The organism is Chryseobacterium geocarposphaerae, assembly GCF_002797535.1.
In the GTDB taxonomy this organism is placed as follows: Bacteria; Bacteroidota; Bacteroidia; order Flavobacteriales; family Weeksellaceae; genus Chryseobacterium; species Chryseobacterium geocarposphaerae.
Genome location: NZ_PGFD01000003.1, coordinates 13,982 through 35,597, shown reverse-complemented (window position 1 = coordinate 35,597; position 21,616 = coordinate 13,982). Strand labels below are relative to the sequence as shown.

Here is a 21,616-nt window from a genome sequence, read left to right as displayed (position 1 = left end):
TAAGAATTGGCTGGAAAATATTTAGCTGTATAATTGTTCTCTTATTTCAATTAAGATTTTTGTTGTTTTTTCCAAATCCGGAAAATCGGGAAGCGTAGAGATCGAATGATAATATTCAATAGATTTAATAAGACTTTCTGCTTTTTCCATTACCGCTTCATACGACCGGTTTCCTGCTTTGATATCTAATAATTCATCTCGGTTTTCCACACGAATATTTAATGAATTAGTTTTAAAGATCTGTTCACACGACTGCAGTAAACGAATGGTATGCATCATATTCTTACTGTCATAATTTTGTCCGTGATTCTGATTAACATTATAACGGTCTTCATTTCGCTCCGAAACCCACTTCCAGTATTCACGATAATCTTTGCAATAAGTCGAATAGGCATCGAGGTTACAGAAAAGATAAGCCAATACTTTTTCACCTTTCGGAACCGATGAAACGGAAACCTGATTGGCTTCTTCATGCTGGATAATTCCTTTGTAATTTAAATCTCCTGATTCGTTGTAGAAAAGAGCAAACATTCCCTTGGTATTGTCTATGCTTACCAAACCGCATTTTTCCTGAATTAAACCACCCCGTCCTTCGGACACCCCTCCGGTGGAGGAGAATTCTTTAAGCCATTTTTTTAATGGAATCGAGCCTTGATTCTGTAAAACGTAACAGAAATCGAGAATGGATTTTCTTTCTTGAGCAATCGGATTCAGGATCTTTTTGTTGAGCCCTTTTGCTTTTTTAATTTGTGAAATCGCGTAACCCGCAAAGGTGTCTTTGCATAGTTTAGAAAGAAAATCTTCAGGTTTCAGCAAATCCATCAAAGGGTTTTTATGCTGAATACAGTCTTCCGGACTTGCCAGAATTTCTAACATATTCGGATTGTTTTTCTGTAATAATTCAACAAGCCTCCCGATTTCATAATACGTGATATCATTTGTCTCATTGGAAATTTGCGGAATATAATTTAAACCAAAAAAATCTTCTTTGGGTAAATAATAGACTCCGCGAATATCTGTATCTGAGCTTTCTGTTGCCAATCCGAAAGATCGGCTTCCGGAGATGGCTTGGAAGAGGATGAGGCTTTTGTTTTTTAAGTCTTGAATGGTCATTCCGTAAAATTTTTAAAACTAATTTTTGGAATTAAGCTTGAACAAACTTCTTTCATTTTTCCTTCGAAAACTTTTTTGATTAATTCTTTTTTTTCTTCAGTCTTTGATGATGGAACTTGATATAAAATAGCATCATGCATAGGTAATAAAAACTCAATTTCTTTATCTAAATCATATATTTCTTTAATTGACTTTTTTAAAATTAAAGATGCAGTTCCTTGTATTTTTTGGCTAACTAACCAGCTTATATTTTCCTCAAGTTCAGTCTCAGGAGTTATATATCTATGGTTACCTAGTAATGTACTGATCATTTTTTTTTCTATAAACTCTTTTTCTAGTTCTTTTCTAAAAGGTTGAAATTTTGTAAATTTTCCAAAAAATATTTCTAAATCTGCCAATGTGTATTTCTTTTGGATTTGATCTTTGGATGCACCATAACTATATAGAAAGAAAAGACTTTTACATTTATCTCTATTAAACTCCGGCTTTTTTAATAATTTTTCCATTTCTGAATAAATATCTCCAGAATTATACATTTTGATAAGTTCTTCGTCTTGCATTACATCTGCTAAAATTCCCGCTTCAAATTGACAATAATCTATGTATATTAATTCTTTTCCTATATCTGGAGTAATTATCTTTCTATATTCTCTTTTCAATTGCTGAAAAGATGGATTTTTTACTAAAATTCTACTTGTAACGGTTCCGAAATATTCAAAAAAAGGATAAACACTTTTATCTTCCAATGACCCAACTCTGGTAAGCACAGTCTTACTGTCATTTAATCTTCTTTCTTTATATAAAAGACCTATTAGCTCATATTCGTGCTGGTGATATTTAAGAAAATTGTAATACTTTTCTGTGCCAATTTTATCAATATTATCGCTAAATCCTATCTCCAATATTTTTGCTTTAATTTTGGCATAATCTTTTGAAGAAAAAATGCCAAATTCCAATTGTAATTTATTTCTTATTTCATATAAATCTATTATGACTTGTTTTAAATAAATTTTTACCAGTTCATTATCTATGGCTATTCCTTTTTGAGTTCTTTCAAAGAGTATTGTGTTTAGTGATTTTTCAATTTTTTCAAATCTTTCTGATTCATTATTGTTTTGTAAATCTATTTTATTTTTTAAATAAATTTTATATAAAGATTCTACTAACAAGAAAAGAACTTTATCTACTTCTTCCTCTTTAATATTGTCAATTAAATTTTCAAATATTTTTTTGTATTCTTTAATTTTTGTTCTATCACCTATATGATTTTTTAACTGGTACCAAAATGACCATTGTTTTTTAGTTTTCTCAAAATATTCTTTTGGCAATCCTAATATTTGCTTTAATTGCTGTTCTATATCTATAAAGATATATTTATGAATATCTTTAATATCAGAAATCAAACTTAAAAAATCAAAAGAAATTATCGTTTTAACTTCTAGAATTTGAAGAAAATCTAAATTCTTTTCTTTTCTTGGCTTTTTGTCATTTTCTTTGATAAAGAAATAAGTTTTCAAAGTACCTTTTTCGTATCTATTATATTTTAATATAGCTACTTCCATTTTATAATGAAATTAATGTGGGAGAATCTTTGATAATGTCGGATATTTTTAAATCAGGTAAATCTGCTACAAATATTTCTTTATTTCTAGCATAGAGTATCTCATGAAACCCTTTTAAATCTTTTGAAACATGAGTATTTTCTATTTTTTCAGGAGACACCATTCTTAATGCTATTAATACGTTTTTTTGTAGAAAATAATTTTTACCAATATCTCCATGATTTAAAGATTTTAACATGATATCTTTATAATCTTGCCAATTTATGGATGCTAAATATAAATAGGCTCCAGCTGTGTCAGCTTGATTATCTTGATTAGGTGATCTAACTTTTTTTACAGCATAGTCTATTAGAGATATATTGCTAAACCTGTGATATGCTAAAAATAACCATAAATAGTAGGTCTGCCCTTCGTATATATTTTGATTGGGGTCTAATAAAATTTCTTTAATTTTTGTGTAGTCCTCTGTTTTGAAATAAAATTTATCAATTGCTCTTAATAATTGAATAAAACTTACTGTTAGCCAAGGCTGTTTAGTTAATTCATTTAAAGTGTAATCAATTATGGTTCTGTAATCTATTGACTGCTTTAAACCAGGTATTCTTGCAAATTGCTGGAGTTTGCTGATGCAGAAGCTTATTTGTCTCTTTTTTAGAAATGATTCTTCATTATTATCATCACTAATTGTTTTTTGAAATAGAGTATAAGTCATGTGTACAGCTTTTTGAACCTCTCTTTTTCTTTTTGTTTTAATAAGACTTGTAATTTGTTCTAATTGTAATAACGAATCTGGCAAATGTTCTAAAATACTTTCTTTGTGTTGTTGATTAGTGAAACATAATATTTTAGTTTTAGAGGAATTTAGATTTAGCCCATTTTGCCTTAAAGCTTTAGATAAATCACAAATAGCCTTTCGGGCTTCGGATTCTGTTTTACAAACAATACGAATGTCATCCATGTATCTATAATAGAAAGAATAGCCATTCGTATTAATCATAATATTGTCAATTTTTTTTAGAAAAAGATTTGCTAAGAATGAAGAAGCATCTCGATTTTGAGGTATTCCAAATTCTTTATTAATTAGTTTTTCATTCCATTTTGTTATTAATGATTGAAGAGCATTAATTATTTTTTCTAATTCATTACTAAGACTTTCATTTTGTCTGAAATGGTCATGAATTAGTTCTTTTATATTTTCTATTAAAAGTCCAATGTGTATGTTTTCATAAAAATTGGTAATATCTGCAACAACTAAATAGGGGCTTTCTTCATTTAAAACAAATTTAGTTTGATATACATATTTCATCCATTGCTCTATAGAATAATGAAAAATGTATTTATTATTATTTTTGCCTGAGTTATACCTGAAAGAATAAATTTTATTATTTAGTATAAAATCCAAATGTTCCGAAAGTTTGTCAATATATGCCTGATACATAACTCGATCAATAAGACTAGTTTCAATACTTGGGCGAGTTGAAAACCCTGATTTTGGTATTACATAATGCTTTGCAGGAATTGAAGGTTTATAATTTCTTTCAGAATTATTTAAATATTTTTTTATTCTTTTGAAAATGAACTCTTTAGGAAGCCAAAATTTAAAATCTAGAGGATCCTGAAACCAATCGTCTCTTAAGTCTTGTTTCAGTCGCTTTATAGCTCTCCATAAATTAATTTCAATCCCATTAATATTGATTTTTTTATAATCAATGATATTATTATTGTCGTCTAATCCGATGGAATCACTATCTTCTGTTGATCTAAATGGTTCTAAAGTTTCTCCTTCATATTTTGAAAGATATGAGTTTAACTTTTCTGGAATTAGTTTTTTAGCGATAAAACCATTTGTTAAGCCTTCATCATCTGTTATTTCAGTTATTACGCCTATTAAGATTGGTTTATTTTTTTCTAATAATCCAGATCCTGAGTATCCAGAAAGTTTATCTAATGTATTGTATGAGGCTAATGAACTTTTACATTCTATTTTAAACTTTTTATCTTTTTTATAATGAATTTTTGTTTCATGTTCAAAATTATAAGGATCTCCATCAGCATATTTTGGATATCCAAAAGAATTTAAGCATCCCCTAAAATTTGAGTCTCCCAAAACTATTTCTCTAGCATCATTAAATTTGTTTTTTTCAATTAATAAAATGGCTATATCTATAGACTTTATGGGAATAATTTTGTCACCTTTTATTGTAATTTTGTCAAAATTACTTTCTTCATTTTTTCGGATAATTTCTATTTCATCAACTAATGCTTCATATTCATATGTTGTATCTGTACGTTTTCCATATACGCAATGTAAAGCTGTTAAAATATAATCAAAACTACTATTGAGACTTGTTTTGTATATAATACCACTTCCAGAAGAAGTGTTTGATATTCCATTATATTTAGTTTCGAGTTTTATTGTAATACTCTTTAAAAGCTGTTCCTGATTTTCAGATAAACCTTTCATATCTACAATTCTATTTTGTAACCATGTTCAAAATTTTCAGAATAACATTCAAATTTAAACTCCTTTTTTTCTTCTTGTAAAAAATTCAAATCTTTCAAAACTGAAGAATAATTGAAATAAAAGTTATCTTCAGCATCTTTCTTATTTATTCTTGTTAAAATTTTAGCAAAAGTCAGTTTATTGGGTAAATTTTCTTTTTTACCATTTGCGCTAATTATAAAATTATTACATTTTATATAGTTAAATAAATTCATACTTAAGCTTTTGTGACTTCCATGATGGGAAAGTTTTAAATAATCAATATCTAATTCATTTATACCTCTTTCATTTAATATTTTTTCTAATGATTGATGTAATACTGTAGACTCTGCATCTCCCAAAAAAAGAATTTTTTTGCTTTTGTATTCTAGTAAGAATGCTATGCTAGATTTGTTTTCAACAGACGTGTCTAAATTTTCAATTTTATCAGCAAAAATTCTTGGATTTTTATCTAAAATTTCTTGTAGAGATAATTTGTAATCAGTTGATGAAGAACTAATATCAGTGTTTTTTAAAATTAAATTCTCAATATCTTTTTTATATGGCGATAGAATAGAAAAGTTTATACCAAATAATGAAATTTTTGGCGTTTGTTCTAATGTTATTTGCCTATTAATAGGTATATTTAAGGAATTAATTATACTCTCAACTCGCAGTGCTTCATCATAACTAATATCATTATTCACTGTAGTCGATGAAGAGACTGAATTAAACCAACAGTTTTTAATTATATCATTACTTATTTCCTCATCTTTCAATAAATACTCTATTCCTTTTATATGATCTTGATCTATATGCGTAATAATAATAAGATCAATAAATTCTTTTCTTTTTTGAATCTCAAGAATTTCTTGCTTAAGATTATGTTTATAATCATGTATGTTATTTCCTCCATCAATGAGAATATTGAAATTATTATCTAATTTTAAAAGAATAGAATCTCCATTTCCTGCTTTGAGTATTTTTATTAGCATTGCTATTAGTTTTTTCAAATATAGCTCAAAAAGTTTTACATAAAAAAGTTAGAAAATGATTTACATCTTAATTCTGATGTGTGAATTGAAAAAAAGCTCCTTGTAGAAGGAACTTTTTCCGCTTGCAGGAATTCCAATGAAGATGATTATTTGCATAATTCTAATTTTTAATACAACTCTCCACAACAACCTCCAAAGCCTTCTTCGCATCGCAATCACACAAACCCGAACACCAAGCAGGATTCGCTTCAATCAAAGCCCAGCCTTTTTCTTTGATAATTCCAAAATCAAGAACAATTGCTTTGGGAAGGGTTTTAGCGTATTGTTTCATAAAACTATTGAAAAACTCAAATAGATCTTTGTGCTCTGTTTCAGAGAGCGGATTGGTGTCGAAAGCATCGTTTCGCCAATAAGAAGAATATGTTTTTATTTCATTGTTTAAAACAAAACATCTTACTTCAAGTTCCCATTCCACAACTTCTGAAGTGAAAACGGTACTTTCCAAATCCAAAGTTTCAAATCCTTTGATGTTCGTGACTTTATCAAAAATTCCGGCTTTAAAACTTTTAAAATCAGAACATTTAATGAAAATATTTTCTTTGTCTACAAAATCTTTCAATTGCCCGTAAGAAATTTTACGTTTGGTAAACTCTTCCGAAATCTTTGAGAGCCAGTTGTCATCAGGTTTTGTTAAAGTTAAATTACATTGTTCTGCCACAATTTCCGCATAAATATCTTCGCCATATACCGCAATTACATCTGCACGGAATTCTTCGGGAACACTCCATTTTGCGTTGAAACGGCTCAATTCATAAGGTGAATTGATTGATGCTTTTTTCAGGTTGTTACTGTCTTCCGTGTACATAGGAGATAGGGCGACTATATTTTTCATGTGATTGATTATTGTTATTTATATTTTTCTATCATTTCTTTTATCTTAATTAAAGCATCACTTGCTTTTTCTTTGATCAATATATATTTTTTTGTTCTTGAAAAACGTTCAAAGAAATAGCTGTCTTCTTCTGTATTGATTTCTACCAGAAAGCCACCATATTGTAAAACTGTTTCTGCAATCATTTGTGGTAATGTGGTTGCTCCTGAAGTCCCAATTACAAAAAGAACTCCTGTATTTTTTGCAGCCTTTAATGTTGAGTTTAAAAAGTACAATTTTTCATTGTATGACTCATCAAACCATAATGTATTAGGACGAAGCCAGTCTTCACAGTTCTGACAATGCAAAAGCTCTATATCTTTTTCTGAGAGATCTTCTGAGAGATCCTTAGATTTTAATTCTGATGGTATCAACATGACACCGCTGCATTCTGAAGCACAACGTACTGTTTGTTTATTACCATGAATTTCAAAAACGTTTTTACTTCCCGCTTTTTGGTGAAGCCCATCAACATTCTGAGTAATTAGTTGAAACTTTTCACTAAGTAGATTTTCTATCTCAGAAAGAGTAAAATGTCCCTGATTAGGCTTAGCTTCTTCAATCAACTTTTTCCAGAATAGATTGTATTGCCAAACTTCTTCCTGATTTTGACTAAAATATTTAAATGTTCCGAATTCTTCCGGCTTATGATATTTTGTCCCTTTTATCCAGATTCCATCACTTCCACGATACGTAGGCAATCCGCTTTCCGAGGAAATTCCTGCGCCGGTAAGGAATGAAAAAAGATTTCTTTTCTCTTTTTGTAAAGTCTCCTGTATAAGTGTTTCTAATGTTGGTTTCATTGTTATAAATTTAGTATTTCTCTAAAAACTTTTTCCATCTTATTCTTATCCGCATTTCCACCTTTCAGACTCTTCGCTCTTTCCTCATTATTAATTACCATTTTCTCCAAAAATCCAAACAATTCCCAGTCATTCGGATGGTAATAAGATTCTCCTTTTGTGGCTTTTAAAGTGATTAAATTTTCTATTTTTGTTCTGGTAAAATCATCCACCAAAACCAACAATTCACTGAACAAAACTGGAGGAACACTTCCTTTTTCCAAGATCCATTTCCCGGTTAAGGCAGTTCTAAGGCAGTAGAAATAAGATTTCAGTTTTACTTCATCACTTCTGCAGGCTTCCAGATATTTTTTACTCATGCTCAGATAATGGTAAGAAACTGCTATCGGAGAAAAGCATTCATCCGCCAAAGGTTTGAATAAATCGTAAAATTTTTCATTTTTCACATAAACGATGGGAGAGTAAAACCAGCTTAGCAAAGCCGCATTCGACTTCAACAATAAATGAAAAGTTTTCCTCAAATCCCATCCCGAACCGTCCAGATCGTCTTCGGTCATAAATTCTATGGTTTCATCTTTATCCCACGGCGAAAGATACCAGTCTTTTTCGTGTCGGTAGATGAAACGTATGTCATAATCGCTGTCGGGAGAGGCAAAACCCCACGCTCGACTTCCGGATTCTACGGCAAGAAGTATTTCTACTCCGCGTTTTTCCTCGACTTCTTTTAATTTTTCTAATATTTTTGGTGTCATTGTTTTTAATTTATAATGCAAAGTAAAAGAGAATGTGCGCAATGTTTTTACGTTGAGGTTTTTTGTTGGAGAATTGTAGTGTTTTCAGGGATTGGAAAGTTATAGAGTTGTGGAGCTCGAAAAAACGACCTGGGAAACTGAAGCGTTAAGAAAATTAAAACTTAATCCGTTAAAAAATTCCCACTGTTCGAAGCGCGACACAAATATTAAATCAAAGAATAAATATTAAACTTGCGCAAGTTTTGGGAATTTTAGGATTAAGTTTTAATTTTTAGCGTAAGTTTCCAAGTCTTGAACTTTTGTCTCTTTTGTTCCAAGACAAAAGAAAATTAAATATCTGTTTAATACCCGGAATTTAGTAATTTGCACTCCATCATTTAATCTAATAAAAAGAAAAAACTTCCATTACATCAATGTTATCAGACGAACTACAACACAAAATCGATTTCAAGACAAAACCTTTAGGTGCATTAGGATTTTTAGAACAATTGGCTCATAAAATCGGAATGGTTCAGCAGACAACTTCTCCCATATTAATCAAACCGCATATGGTTGTTTTCGCAGCCGATCACGGAATTGCAACAGCCGGAGTCAGCGCTTATCCACAGGAAGTTACATATCAGATGGTGATGAATTTTTTAGGAGGAGGAGCGGCAATTAATGTTTTCTGCAGACAGAATGGATTTGACATAAAAATTGTGGATGCGGGAGTCAATTTTGATTTCCCGGAGGGTTTGGATTTGGTCGATAAAAAAGTACGAAAATCCAGCAGAAATATTTTGGAAGAACCGGCAATGACGATTGATGAATATCAACTGGCACTAGAAAACGGCAGGTCTGTTGTTAAAGAAATTTCTGAAACAGGGTGTAATATTATCGGTTTCGGGGAAATGGGAATCGGTAATACTTCAGCTTCCTCGTTAATGATGAGCCAGCTATTCAATGTTCCGATTGTGGATTGTGTTGGAAGAGGAACCGGTTTAAATGATGCTCAATTGCAGAATAAAATTGATATTCTTTTAAAATGTATAGAAAAATATCCGACTCTTGAAACGGCTGACGAAATTGCACAAACTTTTGGCGGATTGGAAATTGCTCAGATGATTGGTGCCATGGAAGAAGCATACCGACAGAATATGCTGATCTTAATTGATGGATTTATCGCAACGGTTGCTGCTGCTTCGCTGGTTAAAAAGAATCCTGAGATTTTAGACAACTGTATTTTCTGTCATGTCAGCGATGAATATGCGCATATCAAATTATTAGAATTATTAGGACAAAAAGCTTTGCTGAATCTTAATCTGCGAGTAGGAGAGGGAACTGGTTGTGCATTAGCTTATCCGCTGATTCAAAGTGCGGTCAATTTTCTGAACGAAATGTCTAGCTTTGAAGATGCAAATGTTTCAAATAAAAACTAAATGAAAGCGGTAAAGAATGAACTGATTTACTTCGCAACGGCGGTGATGTTTTTTACCCGAATTCCTGTTCCGTTCAACATTCCGTATTCAAGTGAGATCATGAATCAGTCCCAGAAATATTTTTCATGGGTGGGACTATTGATCGGATTCATCAACGCTGCTATTTTCTATCTTTCCTTTCAGCTTTTTAATCTTGAAATAGCGATTGTTCTAATGATGATTTCGAGTGTTTTGCTGACCGGAGCTTTTCATGAAGATGGTTTTACCGATGTCTGTGACAGTTTCGGAGGTGGTTACGGAAAAGAGAAAATCATGACCATTATGAAGGACAGTCGGGTAGGAGCTTATGGAGCAATTGGAATCATTCTGTTGTTTGCCTTAAAATTTTTCAGCATTAAAGAATTGGGAAGTATTGATGTCATAAAAACTTCAGCTATCATTATTTTTGCCCATACTTCAAGCCGGTTTATTTCAGGAACAATGATTTACACGCATCAGTATGTTACGGATATTGATGTAAGCAAATCTAAACCATTGGCAAATAAACCATTGGATGGAAAATCTTTATTGATAAGTTTTCTGGCTGTGCTTATTGCTTTTTCATTGCTTCCGGATTGGCGTTTAATTCCAGCTTTTGTATTAGCATATATAGGAAAAATCTACTTGGGTTGGTATTTCAGGAAACATATCGGAGGATATACGGGTGACTGCTTGGGAACGGTTCAGCAGGTTGGTGAAGTTTTATTGTATCTGGGAACTATTATCGTATGGAAATTCATTTAATTCGTCATACTTCGGTAGAAAATCCGGATCATTTGTGTTATGGATTTGCCGAAATGCCTTTAAGAAATGATTTTGAAGAAGATTTAAAGATCATTCAAATTGATCAAGATTTTGATTTGATAATTTCAAGTCCGTCTCAGCGTTGTCAGTTGTTAGCAAAATATTTTCAGCTAAACCATGAAACTGATGAAAGAATCCGAGAAATGAATTTTGGCGATTGGGAACTGAAAAAATGGGACGAAATTCCCGAAGAAGAAATCAATCCGTGGTATGAAGATTTCGTTACTATAAAAGCCAAAAACGGAGAGAATCTGTTAGAAATGCAAAGTCGAGTTGCTGAGTTCTGGAATGAACTGATTTCGAAAAAAAGCGTCAATAAAGTTTTAATTGTAACTCATGCCGGAGTTATTCGATTGATTATTCAGGCTATTCTTCAGTTTCCTTTGAAAAATATGTTCAGTATTCAGATCGATTATGGAAAGAAAACAGTGATTGATGTGAAAAACGGATTAGTTTCTATTAGAAATATAAATTTATAAGTCTCTCATGGATTTAGCTAATTAAGCAGATCTTTTATGGGTAGTCATAATTCTTAATCCATTATTTGACCTAGGAAAATGGAGCGTTAAGAAAATTAAAATTTTATTCGTTAAAAAATTTCCATTGTTTGAAGCGTGACCAAAATTTTGAATCGAAGAGCTTATTTGGAATTCACGCAAGTTGGAAATTTTAGGATTAAATTTTAATTTTTAGCGGAAGTTTCCAAGTCTTGAATTTTTGTTTCTTTTGTTTCAAGACAAAAGAAAATAATGACTTTAAACAAAAACTGCCATTTCAAGAATTCACTTAAAATGACAGTAAAAAGTTATTTGAAAATTTTGATAAAGCTATCTTTTTCTAAGCTTTCCAGAGAAAAATCGAACTCTGCTTCTTCTTTATTGGAAGTGATTGTTGCTTCCAGCGCTTCAACCAGTTGATTGAAAGAAACAGCTTCATACCATTGCTGATACAAGGCATTTGTGGCCATAACAGAGACTTCATTATTTCCAGAAACATGAGAATGTCCGGCTCCGAAATTCAGCAATACAAAGCATTGTTTTCCGCCTTTTGGCAATAACATCCCCAAAATCGTTTGTTTCTGAACCGAATTACATCTTGCCTCGGCAAAAAGATGATTAGGATTCATCATATAATTGTAGGTAATAGCATCACCTTTTCCGATAACGATTTTATAACCGCAATCGCTATTCCCGCTGAAGACGTTGTTCATTACCAATGTAGGAGCTGATAAGCCTTTATTAGCATACAAATATTCTACGGCACCGTTTGACGCGGAAGTTATATCTCTGGAGTACATCAATTGGCCTTCGTTTTGGTTATATGCTGCATTCCAACCGATTTTTCCGGCAATGTTCAATCCTGAAAGATCGAGATCATAAGCACCCCATGCGTTTTCCCAATAAATTCCTACAGCAAGACTTTCTCCATAAAATCTTGTTCCGGTTGGAATATTTCCAACAAACATTTTTTCGGAAGTTGGTAATCCAAATTCCACATTTTCTGGGAAATAAACTTTCTTTCCGGTTAAATTATATTTAGATTTTAAATAATTTAAGATAAAATCATAATTCAATTCATTCACAGAAGTTGCAGTGGATTTTTTTGTCCACGATTTTCCGTTTCGGATTCTATACACAAAAGTATCCTGACCATACATTCTTGAATAACAAGCCGACAAAGCTTTAAATAATGCAAACGGAGTCGCGTTTTCCAGCCAATGCAAATCGCTGTTTTCCAGCAAAATGTTTGTTGCGTTATTCAAAGGGTTTGAAACTAATGGCTGATGATAAACTTTTGAAAGCTTTGAAATTTTATTAATCGTTTTTGGCGCTCTGTTTTTATATGCTAAAAATAAAGGTTTGAAACGGTTGAAAATTTCCGCCATTTTTTCCAGTCCGAAACTTTCAAAAAGATAAGTTGGATTGAATTTACTCTGCTTAATATCATTAATTAAATCATCGTTCTTAATCAAAAGTGTTTCTTTCGTTGTTTTATAAATTACATATCGGAAAAACTCAACAGGATTTTCAGGGTAAATATCGTATCGGTCGGCAATTTTTATCACTGCTTCTTTATTTCGGATGTTTTCCTTTCCTGTGAAATCGTATTCCAGCTCGTGATGCAGAATGTTCAGGATATCATCGATAGTTTCTTCTTTCAACGCAATTCCGGACTTCAAAAGAGCAAGGCATTTTTCCGTCATTTCTCCCTTTGAATAGGCTTTAATGACTTTAAAATTTAACTTTAAACCAGGAATATCCAATACTTCATTCGGAATATATATTTCAGCCTGAAAATTGCTTCCATACGTCGAAACATAATGGTTGATCTGTTCAACTAACAATTGAAATCTTGTGCTGCCTTTTATTTTCTGCCACGATTTATGAAAGGTTTTATTTAAATCGCTTCCATTCAGTTTTTCTTTGGCGTAATAGGAAATAATTTCCTTTTTTGCCCACATCGCGCTAGGCTCAATAATAAAACCATTGTCCGAAATAAATGCTTTTGCATCAGATTCTTTTGCTAATACGGCATTGAATAATTGTAATGTTTTCATTGTTTTTAATTTAAAAAATAAGTGAGGAGTAGTTTTCTTTAAGTGAATAATATAGGAACTCCTTTTACCTATAGTTTATAAAAGGCGGGGAGTAGTTTTCCAAAATTATAGGAACTCCCTTTGCCTTAGAGTTTTTGAAAAGGCGGAAAGTAATGTCTATAAATAGGAACTTTCTTTGCCTTAATTATTTTGAGGAACAGGCAGGACTCGAACCTGCGACACACAACTGGAATTCATAGGAACTTTTTTTGCCAGCAGCGAAAAGTACTCTTGTTGCTCTACCATCTGAGCTACTGTTCCTACCTTATTATAAAAGGTTTTCATGAACCTTACGTGCTTTCATACCTGCAAGGTTGGTTATTATTTTTTTGTTAATCGATTTTGAATTCTTAACCTCAATAAGCCGACCTCGGAAAATGGAGCGTTAAGAAAATTAAAATTTCATCCGTTAAAAAATTCCCACTGTTCGAAGCGCGATTAAAATCTTGAACCGAAGAACCAATCATTAATTTGCGCTAGTTTTGGGAATTTTAGGATTAAGTTTTAATTTTTAGCGGAAGTTTCCAAGTCTTGAATTTTTGTTTCTTTTGATTCAAGTCAAAAGAAATTTCTAAGCCTTTCTAAATTTCTTCTTCCTCTTCCAAGGCGCATTCTTCTGAACATCACCCGCCATAATACATCCGTAAGGCATCACTTCATCCAGAACTTCGCAAAGTCCGTATTCCTCAATTTGTGCTCTCACGTTTTTGGCACTTTTATAAGCAGTTGGAAGCTCAGAAATATCGATTTCATTGGTGAAGAAACGAACGTCAAGCCCTTTTGTTTCCTCTGCAAAAATTTCTTCAGTCGTTTTATGCGCCAAAGACTTTTTATGCTGACTTCTGCTGAAATTTCTCCCCGCTCCGTGTGGCGCAAATCCTAGATTTCTTTCATTGGTTGTTCCTTTTACGATCAAAACAGGTTCTGCCATATTTAAAGGAATCAATCTTGGTCCTGTAATATCCGGCATGAATTTATCATCCAAAGGTGTTGCGCCTTTTGCATGGTAAAATAAATCTCCATCTTTGAAAACGAAATTATGTTCGTTCCAATATCTGTCCTCTTTCTCGATCCCCAGTTTATTTAAGGTCGCGTCGTGAATAGAAATATGATTTTCTTTTGTCCATGTTCTTATCAGTTTAAGTGCTTCCCAATACGATTTTCCTTCTTTGGAATCATACGGAATCCAGGCATTTTCTCTTAACGTTTCAGGAGAATTTTCCATTCTGAATCTATTTGCCACCTTCATTCCTTTATCATACAAAGCAGCTCCCGGAGCTCTTGAACCGTGGTGTGTCACCAACATCGTATTTCCGGTATTTTTTGAAATTCCGACAAATAAGAAATGGTTTCCGTCACCTTGCGTTCCCATATGAGAACGGGCAATGCTTATCAGTTTTTCATCATTCAGGAAATCATTGGCTCTGAAAGCATCCATCAGTTCCTGAGACATCTCCATTTGCTCACCTCTTGGTCTTCCTCCATATCCGAAATGCGTTACAGAATGAGCGGCATCCAAAACTTCTTTAGGATCTGCTTTTCCAAAATCTGTCAGCATCACCGAACAGCAGATATCTGCGCTATGAAATCCGGGATGAATCGCATTTTTCGCGACAACAACTCCACCTACAGGAATCTGACCAACCGGACCTGTCGGACACGCATCGGGCATAATCGCCCCGGCAACTAAAGTCGGCGTTTTCATCAGTACGTTCATCGTATTGATTACTTTTTCCACGTTATCATTTTCACTTTCATGTTCCGCTCGGATGTTGATCACAAAATCTTTTGCAGTTTCATGAAGAGGAATCAGTTCAGGTTGTTTAAATTGCTCTAAATATTCCTTGATTTGATTTTCATCCAGTTTATTTTCATTAATATATGCAATCGCTTCTTTGAACCATTTTGCAGGTCTATATCCTAATTCGATTAAGTGATTTCCATTAAATTCCATGTGTTCTCTCATTTTGTTGATGCAAAGTAAAAACTAAAGTGTGCAATGTTTTTGCGTATTAGAAAAATTTTATATTTTTATTCAAAATTATTTTACACAAGATGGAAAATTTAAATCCGGAAATATTTCAGGCATTTCAAAACAAGCTGAAAACAGGTAATAGAAGAGGTGTTCATTTAAATGCTATTCCCGGAAATTCAAGATATAAATTTGATCTTGCCCGGCTTTCTGATATTCATAAAAGTCTTCCCGAGCATTTTATCATTAACCTTTTAACGCAAAAGAACGTTAATTTTAAATTCTCCATTCACGATAAAATTACGGATGAGGTTTCTAAAACTGAAGAAAAAGACAGTATTTACCTGTTTGATGATGAAAAAGAGGAAACCGAAAATGAGACAACAGAAGTTGCTTTGGTTAAAGATAAAACACGAAATGTAATCCTGGAAAAACTTTCCATAAGTCTGGAAAACCTGATCTTTCAAAATGAAGTGATACAGTCTGAGAAAGGAATCAATTCTTTGGGCTTCGGTTTTCCGATGTTGATAAGGAAAGATATGGACGGGCAGATCTCTGCTTCTCCTATCTTGATCTGGTCTGTCAATATAAAACCGGTCAATGAGCTCAATACTTGGGAAATCAGCAGAACAGAAGATGATCCGATTTATGTGAATGAAGTTCTGATCAATCATCTGCAAAATGATTCGGGAATTGTAGTGGAACAGATTTCTGAAGAAATGCTTGCTGACGGAAAAATAGATAAACTGGAACTGTTACAGATTTGCCAAACCCTTTTGGATCAGCTTAAAATTACCCAGAACCTTGATTTTATTCTTAATAATTATGAAGAAATCCCATTGATCAAAACGAAAGCTTCCTATGAAGAACAGCTTCAGAACAATGGCGATGCGATCATCATTAAATCCGGTGTTTTTTCCATTTTTGAAGTTCAGAAACAAAATATTATCAATGATTATGAATCGTTAAAGAGAGAATTTAAACCTCTTGAAAATGCAATAGCATCAGACTTTCAATCTATAACCTCTGTAGAAACTGATCCTTCCCAGCAGGGAATTTTAGAATCCCTAAAATCACAGACGAAAATTCTGATTCAGGGTCCTCCGGGAACAGGAAAAAGTCAGACGCTGACTGCAGTTTTGGTCAATGCACTGGAAAACAAACAAAAAACCATTGTTGTCTGCGAAAAACAAACGGCATTGGAAGTGTTGTATCATGCACTTCATAAACTCGGTCTGGAGCGGTATTGCATTATGATCAAGGATAGTGTTTCCGACAGGAAGTTAGTGGTAGATGCTGTCCGAAATACCATTGATCCAGCCGACTTTAAAAAACAGGAACAGCCTTATTCTGTTCAGTCTTTGAAAGATCAGCTGACAGAAATTTTACAGCATAAAACAATTATTAATACGGTTCATGAGCTCCTGAATTCAGATTTGATTTCAGGTAAAAACTGGACGGAAATTGTAGGTGATCTCTTAAAGTTTCAAGAAATCAAAGAAAATATGGATGTTCAGGACATTCAGTTTTCTTTTTCAGAAGAGGAGGGGAAAGAAATTGAATATGTTTTAGAAAAAGGAAAAGAGATTTATCAGGAATATCAACCTTTTGAAAAATCTTCATTTATCAATCCTGAAAAGCTGATCCGTGAGAATTTTCATAACAGCCTGCAAGATTTAGATGATTCTTTCCATGATTATGAAAAGAGGTGGGATGAGATTCAGTCGCTGATCATTGATTTTAAACCCGCCTATGAAGAAAAGAAAAAGCAGGATTTTAGTCAGAGCCTTCAAAAATTATCATCTTTAATCAATGAAGCGGAAGTGATCACTTCTATTCTCAATCAAAATTCAGAAGAATTTCACCCGGAAATTACAAACGGATTTTTCTATAAGTTCATGGCATTGTTTTCTTCCGCAAAGAAAAAGAAAATCAACAATCAGAAAAGATTACTGGAAATTAGTTCGGCTGTTAAACAGATAAGTTTAAACGAATTTTTCCCTTCGATCGAGCTGTCCGAAAATCTTTGGAACAATAGAAACGAAATTCTGAATTACCGCCAGAAAATACAAAACCTTCAGTCTGAATTTTCTTCTCAACTGGAACAACAGTTCAATACCATTGATTTCCTAAATATTTTCGATCCTGTGATTTCGGGAAGAGAAACGGAGATGATTTCCCAGCGAATTCAGCAGTTGAAGAAAAATATTTCTAATGATCAGTGGGTGAAAGATCTGAACTTTGGAAATACCTATCAAAACTTTGATCAGTATCTGATTTCTGTTTTAGACCGATACGGAACATATAGAAATCATCCTGAAAATCCTTTGTTAACTGAATATAACTGGTTTTACTTTTACCAGCCTTTAAGTGTTTTTCAGAAAAAGATATTGGAGAAGCTTTATTCGGTTAACAATTGGAAAGCTTCTTTCTATGCTGCCTATTTTCCGTTATTGTTAAATAAATATTCTGATTCAAAACTTAATTTTAACGAAAAGAATTACGAGGAAATTACGAAAAACATAACACAGTACAGATCTTCCCAGCAGAATTTTATTCAGTATTTCTGGAATGATGCTCAGCAAAATGCAGTGAAGAAGTTTGAACAAACAAATAAAGACATTACGGTTGCCAATCTTTATAACAAGAGAAGTAGTGTAAATCATAAAAGATTAACATTAAGACAGATTGTTCAGAAAGATATTGATCTTTTTACCAGCTTTTTTCCGATCATTCTTACGACTCCTGATGCATGCAGCAATCTTTTTCAGGGGAAGAACTTTTACTTTGATCATGTGGTGTTCGATGAAGCCAGTCAGCTGAAACTGGAAGACAATCTTCCGGCCATGTTGAAAGGAAGAAATATCATTATTGCAGGAGATGAGCATCAAATGCCTCCTTCCAATTATTTCAGCAAAGTTTTTGACGGAACAATTGAAGATGAAGACGATATTGAATCTGAAAATGAGGTGATCACCTATAAAAATTCCTTATTAAATATCGAATCTTTATTGGATTTTGCCACAGAAAGTCAGTTTGAAAAAAATCATCTGGATTTCCATTACCGTTCTAAACATCCTTATCTGATCGATTTTTCCAATCATGCGTTCTACAATTCACGTTTGAAGCCTCTTCCTACAAAATCTGAAACGTTACCGGTTGAATTTTTTCAGGTAGACGGAATTTTTGATGAACATACGAATAAGGAAGAAGCGGATAAAGTGTTGGAAATCTTACAGAATATTCAGCCTTTGAAAGATGGGAATTATCCTTCGGTGGGAATTGCAACCTTCAATATTTCGCAGCGAAATTATATTAAAAGAAAAATTGTTCAGGAAACCAGCATTCCCGGAAATGAAGTCTTTAAGGAAAAAATCCAGGGACTGGAAGCTGCCGGATTGTTCATTAAAAACCTTGAAAATATTCAGGGAGATGAAAGAGATATTATCATTATTTCAACCACTTATGGAAGAAAATCCAGCGGAAAATTTATCCAGAGTTTCGGTCCGATCAATCATACAAAAGGGTATAAACTGCTTAACGTAATTATTACCCGTGCGAAGGAAAAAATTTATGTCTGTAACTCGATTCCCGAAGATGTTTTCTCAAATTATAAAGAAGCTCTGGAACAGGAAGGCTCAAATAACAGAAAAGCTGTTTTGTATGCGTATCTGGCATATTGTAAGGCGGTTAGCGATAACAATGAAAATCAAAGAGTAGAAATTCTGAATACACTGGATCAGTTTGGATATACCAGTCATTCGGAGAAGAATAATAGTTCGAATACCCTGGTTGATGTAATTTATAACCGATTACAGAAAGACTTTCCTCATTTGAATGTACTGAAGAACCATCATTTCGGAGGCTATGAATTTGATATTCTCATTGAAAAAGAAGATGGGAAGTCTATTATTGTCGAAGCAATGAGTAAAGAAAAATATTCTGGAAACCTCGGTTATCTGGAAGATGTGCATAAAGAAAAGATCGTACGGAATACAGGTTTAGAATACGTAAGAATATGGAGCCAGAACTGTTGGCAAAACCTTGATGCTGAAATACAGAAAATACATAAAAAAATATCATGACAGAACAATTAAAGAATGCACCAGAAACTATCCAATTTAAAGAGGTAATCGCTCATATTGACGATCATTACAACTTTACACCAACGAAATTTACCAATGGAAATACAGTGAATGAAGAGAATCAGAACAATGGTTCGTGTAAAGTGTTCAGTTATGCAAAACTGAATAATTTATCAAAAGAAGATACCCTGAATCTTTTCGGAGAATTTTACAGAGAAGATGTGCTGAAAAATCCTGAAGGCACGGATCATCAGAATATCAGAAACTTTATGGAATTTGGCTGGGACGGAATTGCTTTTGAAGGCGAAGCTTTGCAAAGGAAATAGAAATTTTATATAAAATTATTTCAAAGTAAGCTCCAGTTCAAAAATGGAATACAGACAAGAGAAAATATTTTGTAATGGAAATTTCAAGCTCATTACAGAACTGAATGAATTAAGAATGTCATTATGGGTGAACGGTTTCGGATTGGAAAATGCAATAACAGGTGAACAAATTATTCCCGTAATTTCATATTTTAATCTTGATCATATTGAGGAGGTCGATGAAGGGATTTTGAAAATAGAGTTTAGAATTTATCCTAAGGGCTCACCATATTATACAGTCGAAGTACATCCGTTTTCTAAAAGATTTACATATGAAGGCAGGATGTATTCAACAGATCATTTTCATGAAATAATTACAGGAGAAGGCTCGGAGTAAATGTCCGAAAAATTTCATTTTACATATTTTTAACTGCTCGTTAATTTAAAACTCAGCAAAATGTCATCCAATAAAAATGCTCTCATCCGATACAAAACACTGGATAAATGCTTAAAGAATAAGTATAAAAAATATACTCTTGAAGATCTGATCGACGAGTGTTCCGAAGCATTATTTGAGTTTGAAGGAAAAGAATCTTTCGTAAGCAAACGTACGGTGCAGTTGGATTTGCAGAATATGAGAAGTGAAAAGTTCGGGTATGAAGCGCCAATTGAAGTCTATGAAAGAAAATATTACAGATACAGCGATCCTGAATACAGCATCCATAACATTTCTGTAAATGAAAGCGACCTGAAAGCAATGAACAATGCGGTGCAGATTTTAAAGCAGTTCAAGGATTTTTCGATGTTTAAGGAAATGAACGGGGTGATCCAAAAACTGGAAGACTCTATTCATTCAACCAGTCAGAAATCAATTATCCACCTGGATAAAAATGAGCAGCTAAAAGGTTTGGAACATATTGATATTCTGTATGATGCAATTTTAAATAAAAAAGTTTTAAAAATTACCTATAAAAGCTTTAAAGCCAGAGAATCGGATTCTTATATTGTACATCCGCAATTATTAAAAGAGTTTAATAACCGTTGGTTTCTGATCTGTTTTAATAAAGACTATGCTTATAATCTGGCATTAGACAGAATGGAAAGCATTCAGATTGAAGAAGAAATCGAATATATTGATAAAAACCTGGATGGAGATGAGTATTTTAAAGATATTGTAGGTGTCACAGTTTCTCCCACTATGGTTCCTAGAAATGTTGTGTTCTTTGTAGATGCTGCCAACGCACCTTATGTTAAAACAAAGCCCTTTCATGCCAGCCAGGAAATTGTAAGTGAAACGAATGAAGGAACCATTTTCAAAATCTGTGTTCAGCTCAATTATGAATTGGAAAGACTTTTATTGGGGTTCGGGGAATCTTTGGTGGTTCACAAACCGAGAAAATTAAGACTGAGATTGCAGGAGAAATTCATGGCGGCTCATAAAAACTATGAAAATTTCATCATTGATGATGAAGACTGAGTGTTTTTTAATTTATGGCTTAAAAATTGTATCTCTTAAAAAACATAAAAAAATAAATAGTATGAAATCAAGAATATTTAAAGCTGTTCTCGCGGTTGTAGCACCTTTGGTAATTGAGTTTATAGTAAAGAAAATTTCCGAGAAACTGAATAAAAAATCACAGGAAGCAGAGCCTAAGAAACTTCCTGCATAAAATTAGAAGTAGTTAGATTTAATATTATAGAAAAGAGACTGTTGATTTTGTAACAGTCTCTTTTTGTTTTTATATGATATGTTGCATTT

The 21,616-nt window shown here is 32.8% G+C and carries 17 protein-coding genes and 1 tRNA gene; 8 read left to right on the top strand and 10 right to left on the bottom strand.

Features of this window, described 5'->3' with window-relative positions:
• Positions 1-21: 21 nt before the first annotated feature.
• From CLV73_RS16105 to CLV73_RS16070, 7 genes are all read right to left on the bottom strand, one after another.
• Entirely contained in the window at positions 22-1,113 is a 1,092-nt protein-coding gene (locus tag CLV73_RS16105) for a nucleotidyltransferase domain-containing protein (RefSeq protein WP_100377923.1), read from the bottom strand.
• Positions 1,110-2,675, bottom strand: a complete 1,566-nt coding sequence (locus tag CLV73_RS16100; RefSeq protein WP_100377922.1) for a DNA polymerase — start codon at positions 2,673-2,675, stop codon at positions 1,110-1,112. Before CLV73_RS16100 ends, CLV73_RS16105 begins: the two co-directional genes overlap by 4 nt.
• A gap of 1 nt (position 2,676) precedes the next feature.
• Positions 2,677-5,139 (bottom strand): RNA-directed DNA polymerase, encoded by a 2,463-nt coding sequence (locus CLV73_RS16095; RefSeq protein WP_100377921.1) that lies wholly within the window; start codon positions 5,137-5,139, stop codon positions 2,677-2,679.
• Between the two features lie 2 nt (positions 5,140-5,141).
• Positions 5,142-6,170, bottom strand: coding sequence for a ComEC/Rec2 family competence protein (locus tag CLV73_RS16090; protein ID WP_157798813.1), 1,029 nt, complete (start codon positions 6,168-6,170; stop codon positions 5,142-5,144).
• Positions 6,171-6,312: 142 nt separating this feature from the next.
• Complete coding sequence (locus tag CLV73_RS16080; RefSeq protein ID WP_100377919.1) at positions 6,313-7,044, bottom strand: ATP-grasp domain-containing protein; 732 nt, start codon at positions 7,042-7,044, stop codon at positions 6,313-6,315.
• A 14-nt stretch (positions 7,045-7,058) separates the two neighbouring features.
• Entirely contained in the window at positions 7,059-7,886 is an 828-nt protein-coding gene (locus tag CLV73_RS16075; protein WP_100377918.1) for an SIR2 family NAD-dependent protein deacylase, read from the bottom strand.
• Positions 7,887-7,888: 2 nt separating this feature from the next.
• Positions 7,889-8,638 (bottom strand): nucleotidyltransferase domain-containing protein, encoded by a 750-nt coding sequence (locus CLV73_RS16070; RefSeq protein ID WP_100377917.1) that lies wholly within the window; start codon positions 8,636-8,638, stop codon positions 7,889-7,891.
• 413 nt (positions 8,639-9,051) lie between these two features.
• On the opposite strand from CLV73_RS16070, the gene cobT reads away from it, so the two are divergent.
• Genes cobT through cobC form a run of 3 tightly spaced genes read left to right on the top strand, consistent with a single transcriptional unit; the run spans position 9,052 to position 11,378 of the window.
• On the top strand, positions 9,052-10,056 hold the full coding sequence (cobT, locus tag CLV73_RS16065; protein ID WP_100377916.1) for a nicotinate-nucleotide--dimethylbenzimidazole phosphoribosyltransferase: 1,005 nt from the start codon (positions 9,052-9,054) through the stop codon (positions 10,054-10,056).
• Entirely contained in the window at positions 10,057-10,839 is a 783-nt protein-coding gene (locus CLV73_RS16060) for an adenosylcobinamide-GDP ribazoletransferase (RefSeq protein WP_100377915.1), read from the top strand.
• Positions 10,824-11,378, top strand: a complete 555-nt coding sequence (gene cobC, locus CLV73_RS16055) for an alpha-ribazole phosphatase (RefSeq protein WP_100377914.1) — start codon at positions 10,824-10,826, stop codon at positions 11,376-11,378. The genes CLV73_RS16060 and cobC overlap by 16 nt, the downstream gene beginning before the upstream one ends.
• Before the next feature lie 326 nt (positions 11,379-11,704).
• Here the strand turns inward: cobC and CLV73_RS16050 are convergent, their stop codons facing one another.
• From CLV73_RS16050 to CLV73_RS16045, 3 genes are all read right to left on the bottom strand, one after another.
• Positions 11,705-13,456 carry a hypothetical protein gene (locus tag CLV73_RS16050; RefSeq protein ID WP_100377913.1) on the bottom strand — a complete coding sequence of 584 codons (1,752 nt, stop codon included), beginning with the start codon at positions 13,454-13,456 and terminating at the stop codon, positions 11,705-11,707.
• 192 nt (positions 13,457-13,648) lie between these two features.
• Positions 13,649-13,756, bottom strand: a tRNA-OTHER gene (locus tag CLV73_RS18955).
• A gap of 310 nt (positions 13,757-14,066) precedes the next feature.
• Positions 14,067-15,449: an RtcB family protein gene (locus CLV73_RS16045; protein ID WP_100378223.1), complete on the bottom strand. Its 1,383-nt coding sequence runs from the start codon at positions 15,447-15,449 to the stop codon at positions 14,067-14,069.
• Positions 15,450-15,550: 101 nt separating this feature from the next.
• On the opposite strand from CLV73_RS16045, the gene CLV73_RS16040 reads away from it, so the two are divergent.
• The 5 genes from CLV73_RS16040 (at position 15,551) to CLV73_RS19170 (ending at position 21,527) form a co-directional block, all read left to right on the top strand.
• Positions 15,551-19,552 carry a DEAD/DEAH box helicase gene (locus CLV73_RS16040; RefSeq protein WP_100377912.1) on the top strand — a complete coding sequence of 1,334 codons (4,002 nt, stop codon included), beginning with the start codon at positions 15,551-15,553 and terminating at the stop codon, positions 19,550-19,552.
• A complete protein-coding gene (locus tag CLV73_RS16035) occupies positions 19,546-19,878 on the top strand; it encodes a HopJ type III effector protein (protein ID WP_100377911.1) in 333 nt (110 codons plus the stop codon). Before CLV73_RS16040 ends, CLV73_RS16035 begins: the two co-directional genes overlap by 7 nt.
• A 43-nt stretch (positions 19,879-19,921) precedes the next feature.
• Positions 19,922-20,254: a hypothetical protein gene (locus CLV73_RS16030; RefSeq protein ID WP_100377910.1), complete on the top strand. Its 333-nt coding sequence runs from the start codon at positions 19,922-19,924 to the stop codon at positions 20,252-20,254.
• Positions 20,255-20,314: 60 nt separating this feature from the next.
• Positions 20,315-21,334, top strand: a complete 1,020-nt coding sequence (locus tag CLV73_RS16025) for a helix-turn-helix transcriptional regulator (protein WP_100377909.1) — start codon at positions 20,315-20,317, stop codon at positions 21,332-21,334.
• 61 nt (positions 21,335-21,395) lie between these two features.
• Complete coding sequence (locus CLV73_RS19170; protein WP_262496338.1) at positions 21,396-21,527, top strand: hypothetical protein; 132 nt, start codon at positions 21,396-21,398, stop codon at positions 21,525-21,527.
• The last annotated feature ends 89 nt before the right edge of the window (positions 21,528-21,616 follow it).

Bases quoted from the DNA above. Each gene is read 5' to 3' on its own strand.
- CLV73_RS16025 (WP_100377909.1), top strand. From the start codon at position 20,315: ATGTCATCCAATAAAAATGCTCTCATCCGATACAAAACACTGGATAAA.
- CLV73_RS16060 (WP_100377915.1), top strand. From the start codon at position 10,057: ATGAAAGCGGTAAAGAATGAACTGATTTACTTCGCAACGGCGGTGATG.
- CLV73_RS16080 (WP_100377919.1), bottom strand. From the start codon at position 7,044: ATGAAAAATATAGTCGCCCTATCTCCTATGTACACGGAAGACAGTAAC.
- CLV73_RS16095 (WP_100377921.1), bottom strand. From the start codon at position 5,139: ATGAAAGGTTTATCTGAAAATCAGGAACAGCTTTTAAAGAGTATTACA.
- CLV73_RS16050 (WP_100377913.1), bottom strand. From the start codon at position 13,456: ATGAAAACATTACAATTATTCAATGCCGTATTAGCAAAAGAATCTGAT.
- CLV73_RS16040 (WP_100377912.1), top strand. From the start codon at position 15,551: ATGGAAAATTTAAATCCGGAAATATTTCAGGCATTTCAAAACAAGCTG.
- CLV73_RS16100 (WP_100377922.1), bottom strand. From the start codon at position 2,675: ATGGAAGTAGCTATATTAAAATATAATAGATACGAAAAAGGTACTTTG.
- CLV73_RS16070 (WP_100377917.1), bottom strand. From the start codon at position 8,638: ATGACACCAAAAATATTAGAAAAATTAAAAGAAGTCGAGGAAAAACGC.
- CLV73_RS16045 (WP_100378223.1), bottom strand. From the start codon at position 15,449: ATGGAATTTAATGGAAATCACTTAATCGAATTAGGATATAGACCTGCA.
- cobT (WP_100377916.1), top strand. From the start codon at position 9,052: ATGTTATCAGACGAACTACAACACAAAATCGATTTCAAGACAAAACCT.
- cobC (WP_100377914.1), top strand. From the start codon at position 10,824: ATGGAAATTCATTTAATTCGTCATACTTCGGTAGAAAATCCGGATCAT.
- CLV73_RS16105 (WP_100377923.1), bottom strand. From the start codon at position 1,113: ATGACCATTCAAGACTTAAAAAACAAAAGCCTCATCCTCTTCCAAGCC.
- CLV73_RS16030 (WP_100377910.1), top strand. From the start codon at position 19,922: ATGGAATACAGACAAGAGAAAATATTTTGTAATGGAAATTTCAAGCTC.
- CLV73_RS16075 (WP_100377918.1), bottom strand. From the start codon at position 7,886: ATGAAACCAACATTAGAAACACTTATACAGGAGACTTTACAAAAAGAG.
- CLV73_RS19170 (WP_262496338.1), top strand. From the start codon at position 21,396: ATGAAATCAAGAATATTTAAAGCTGTTCTCGCGGTTGTAGCACCTTTG.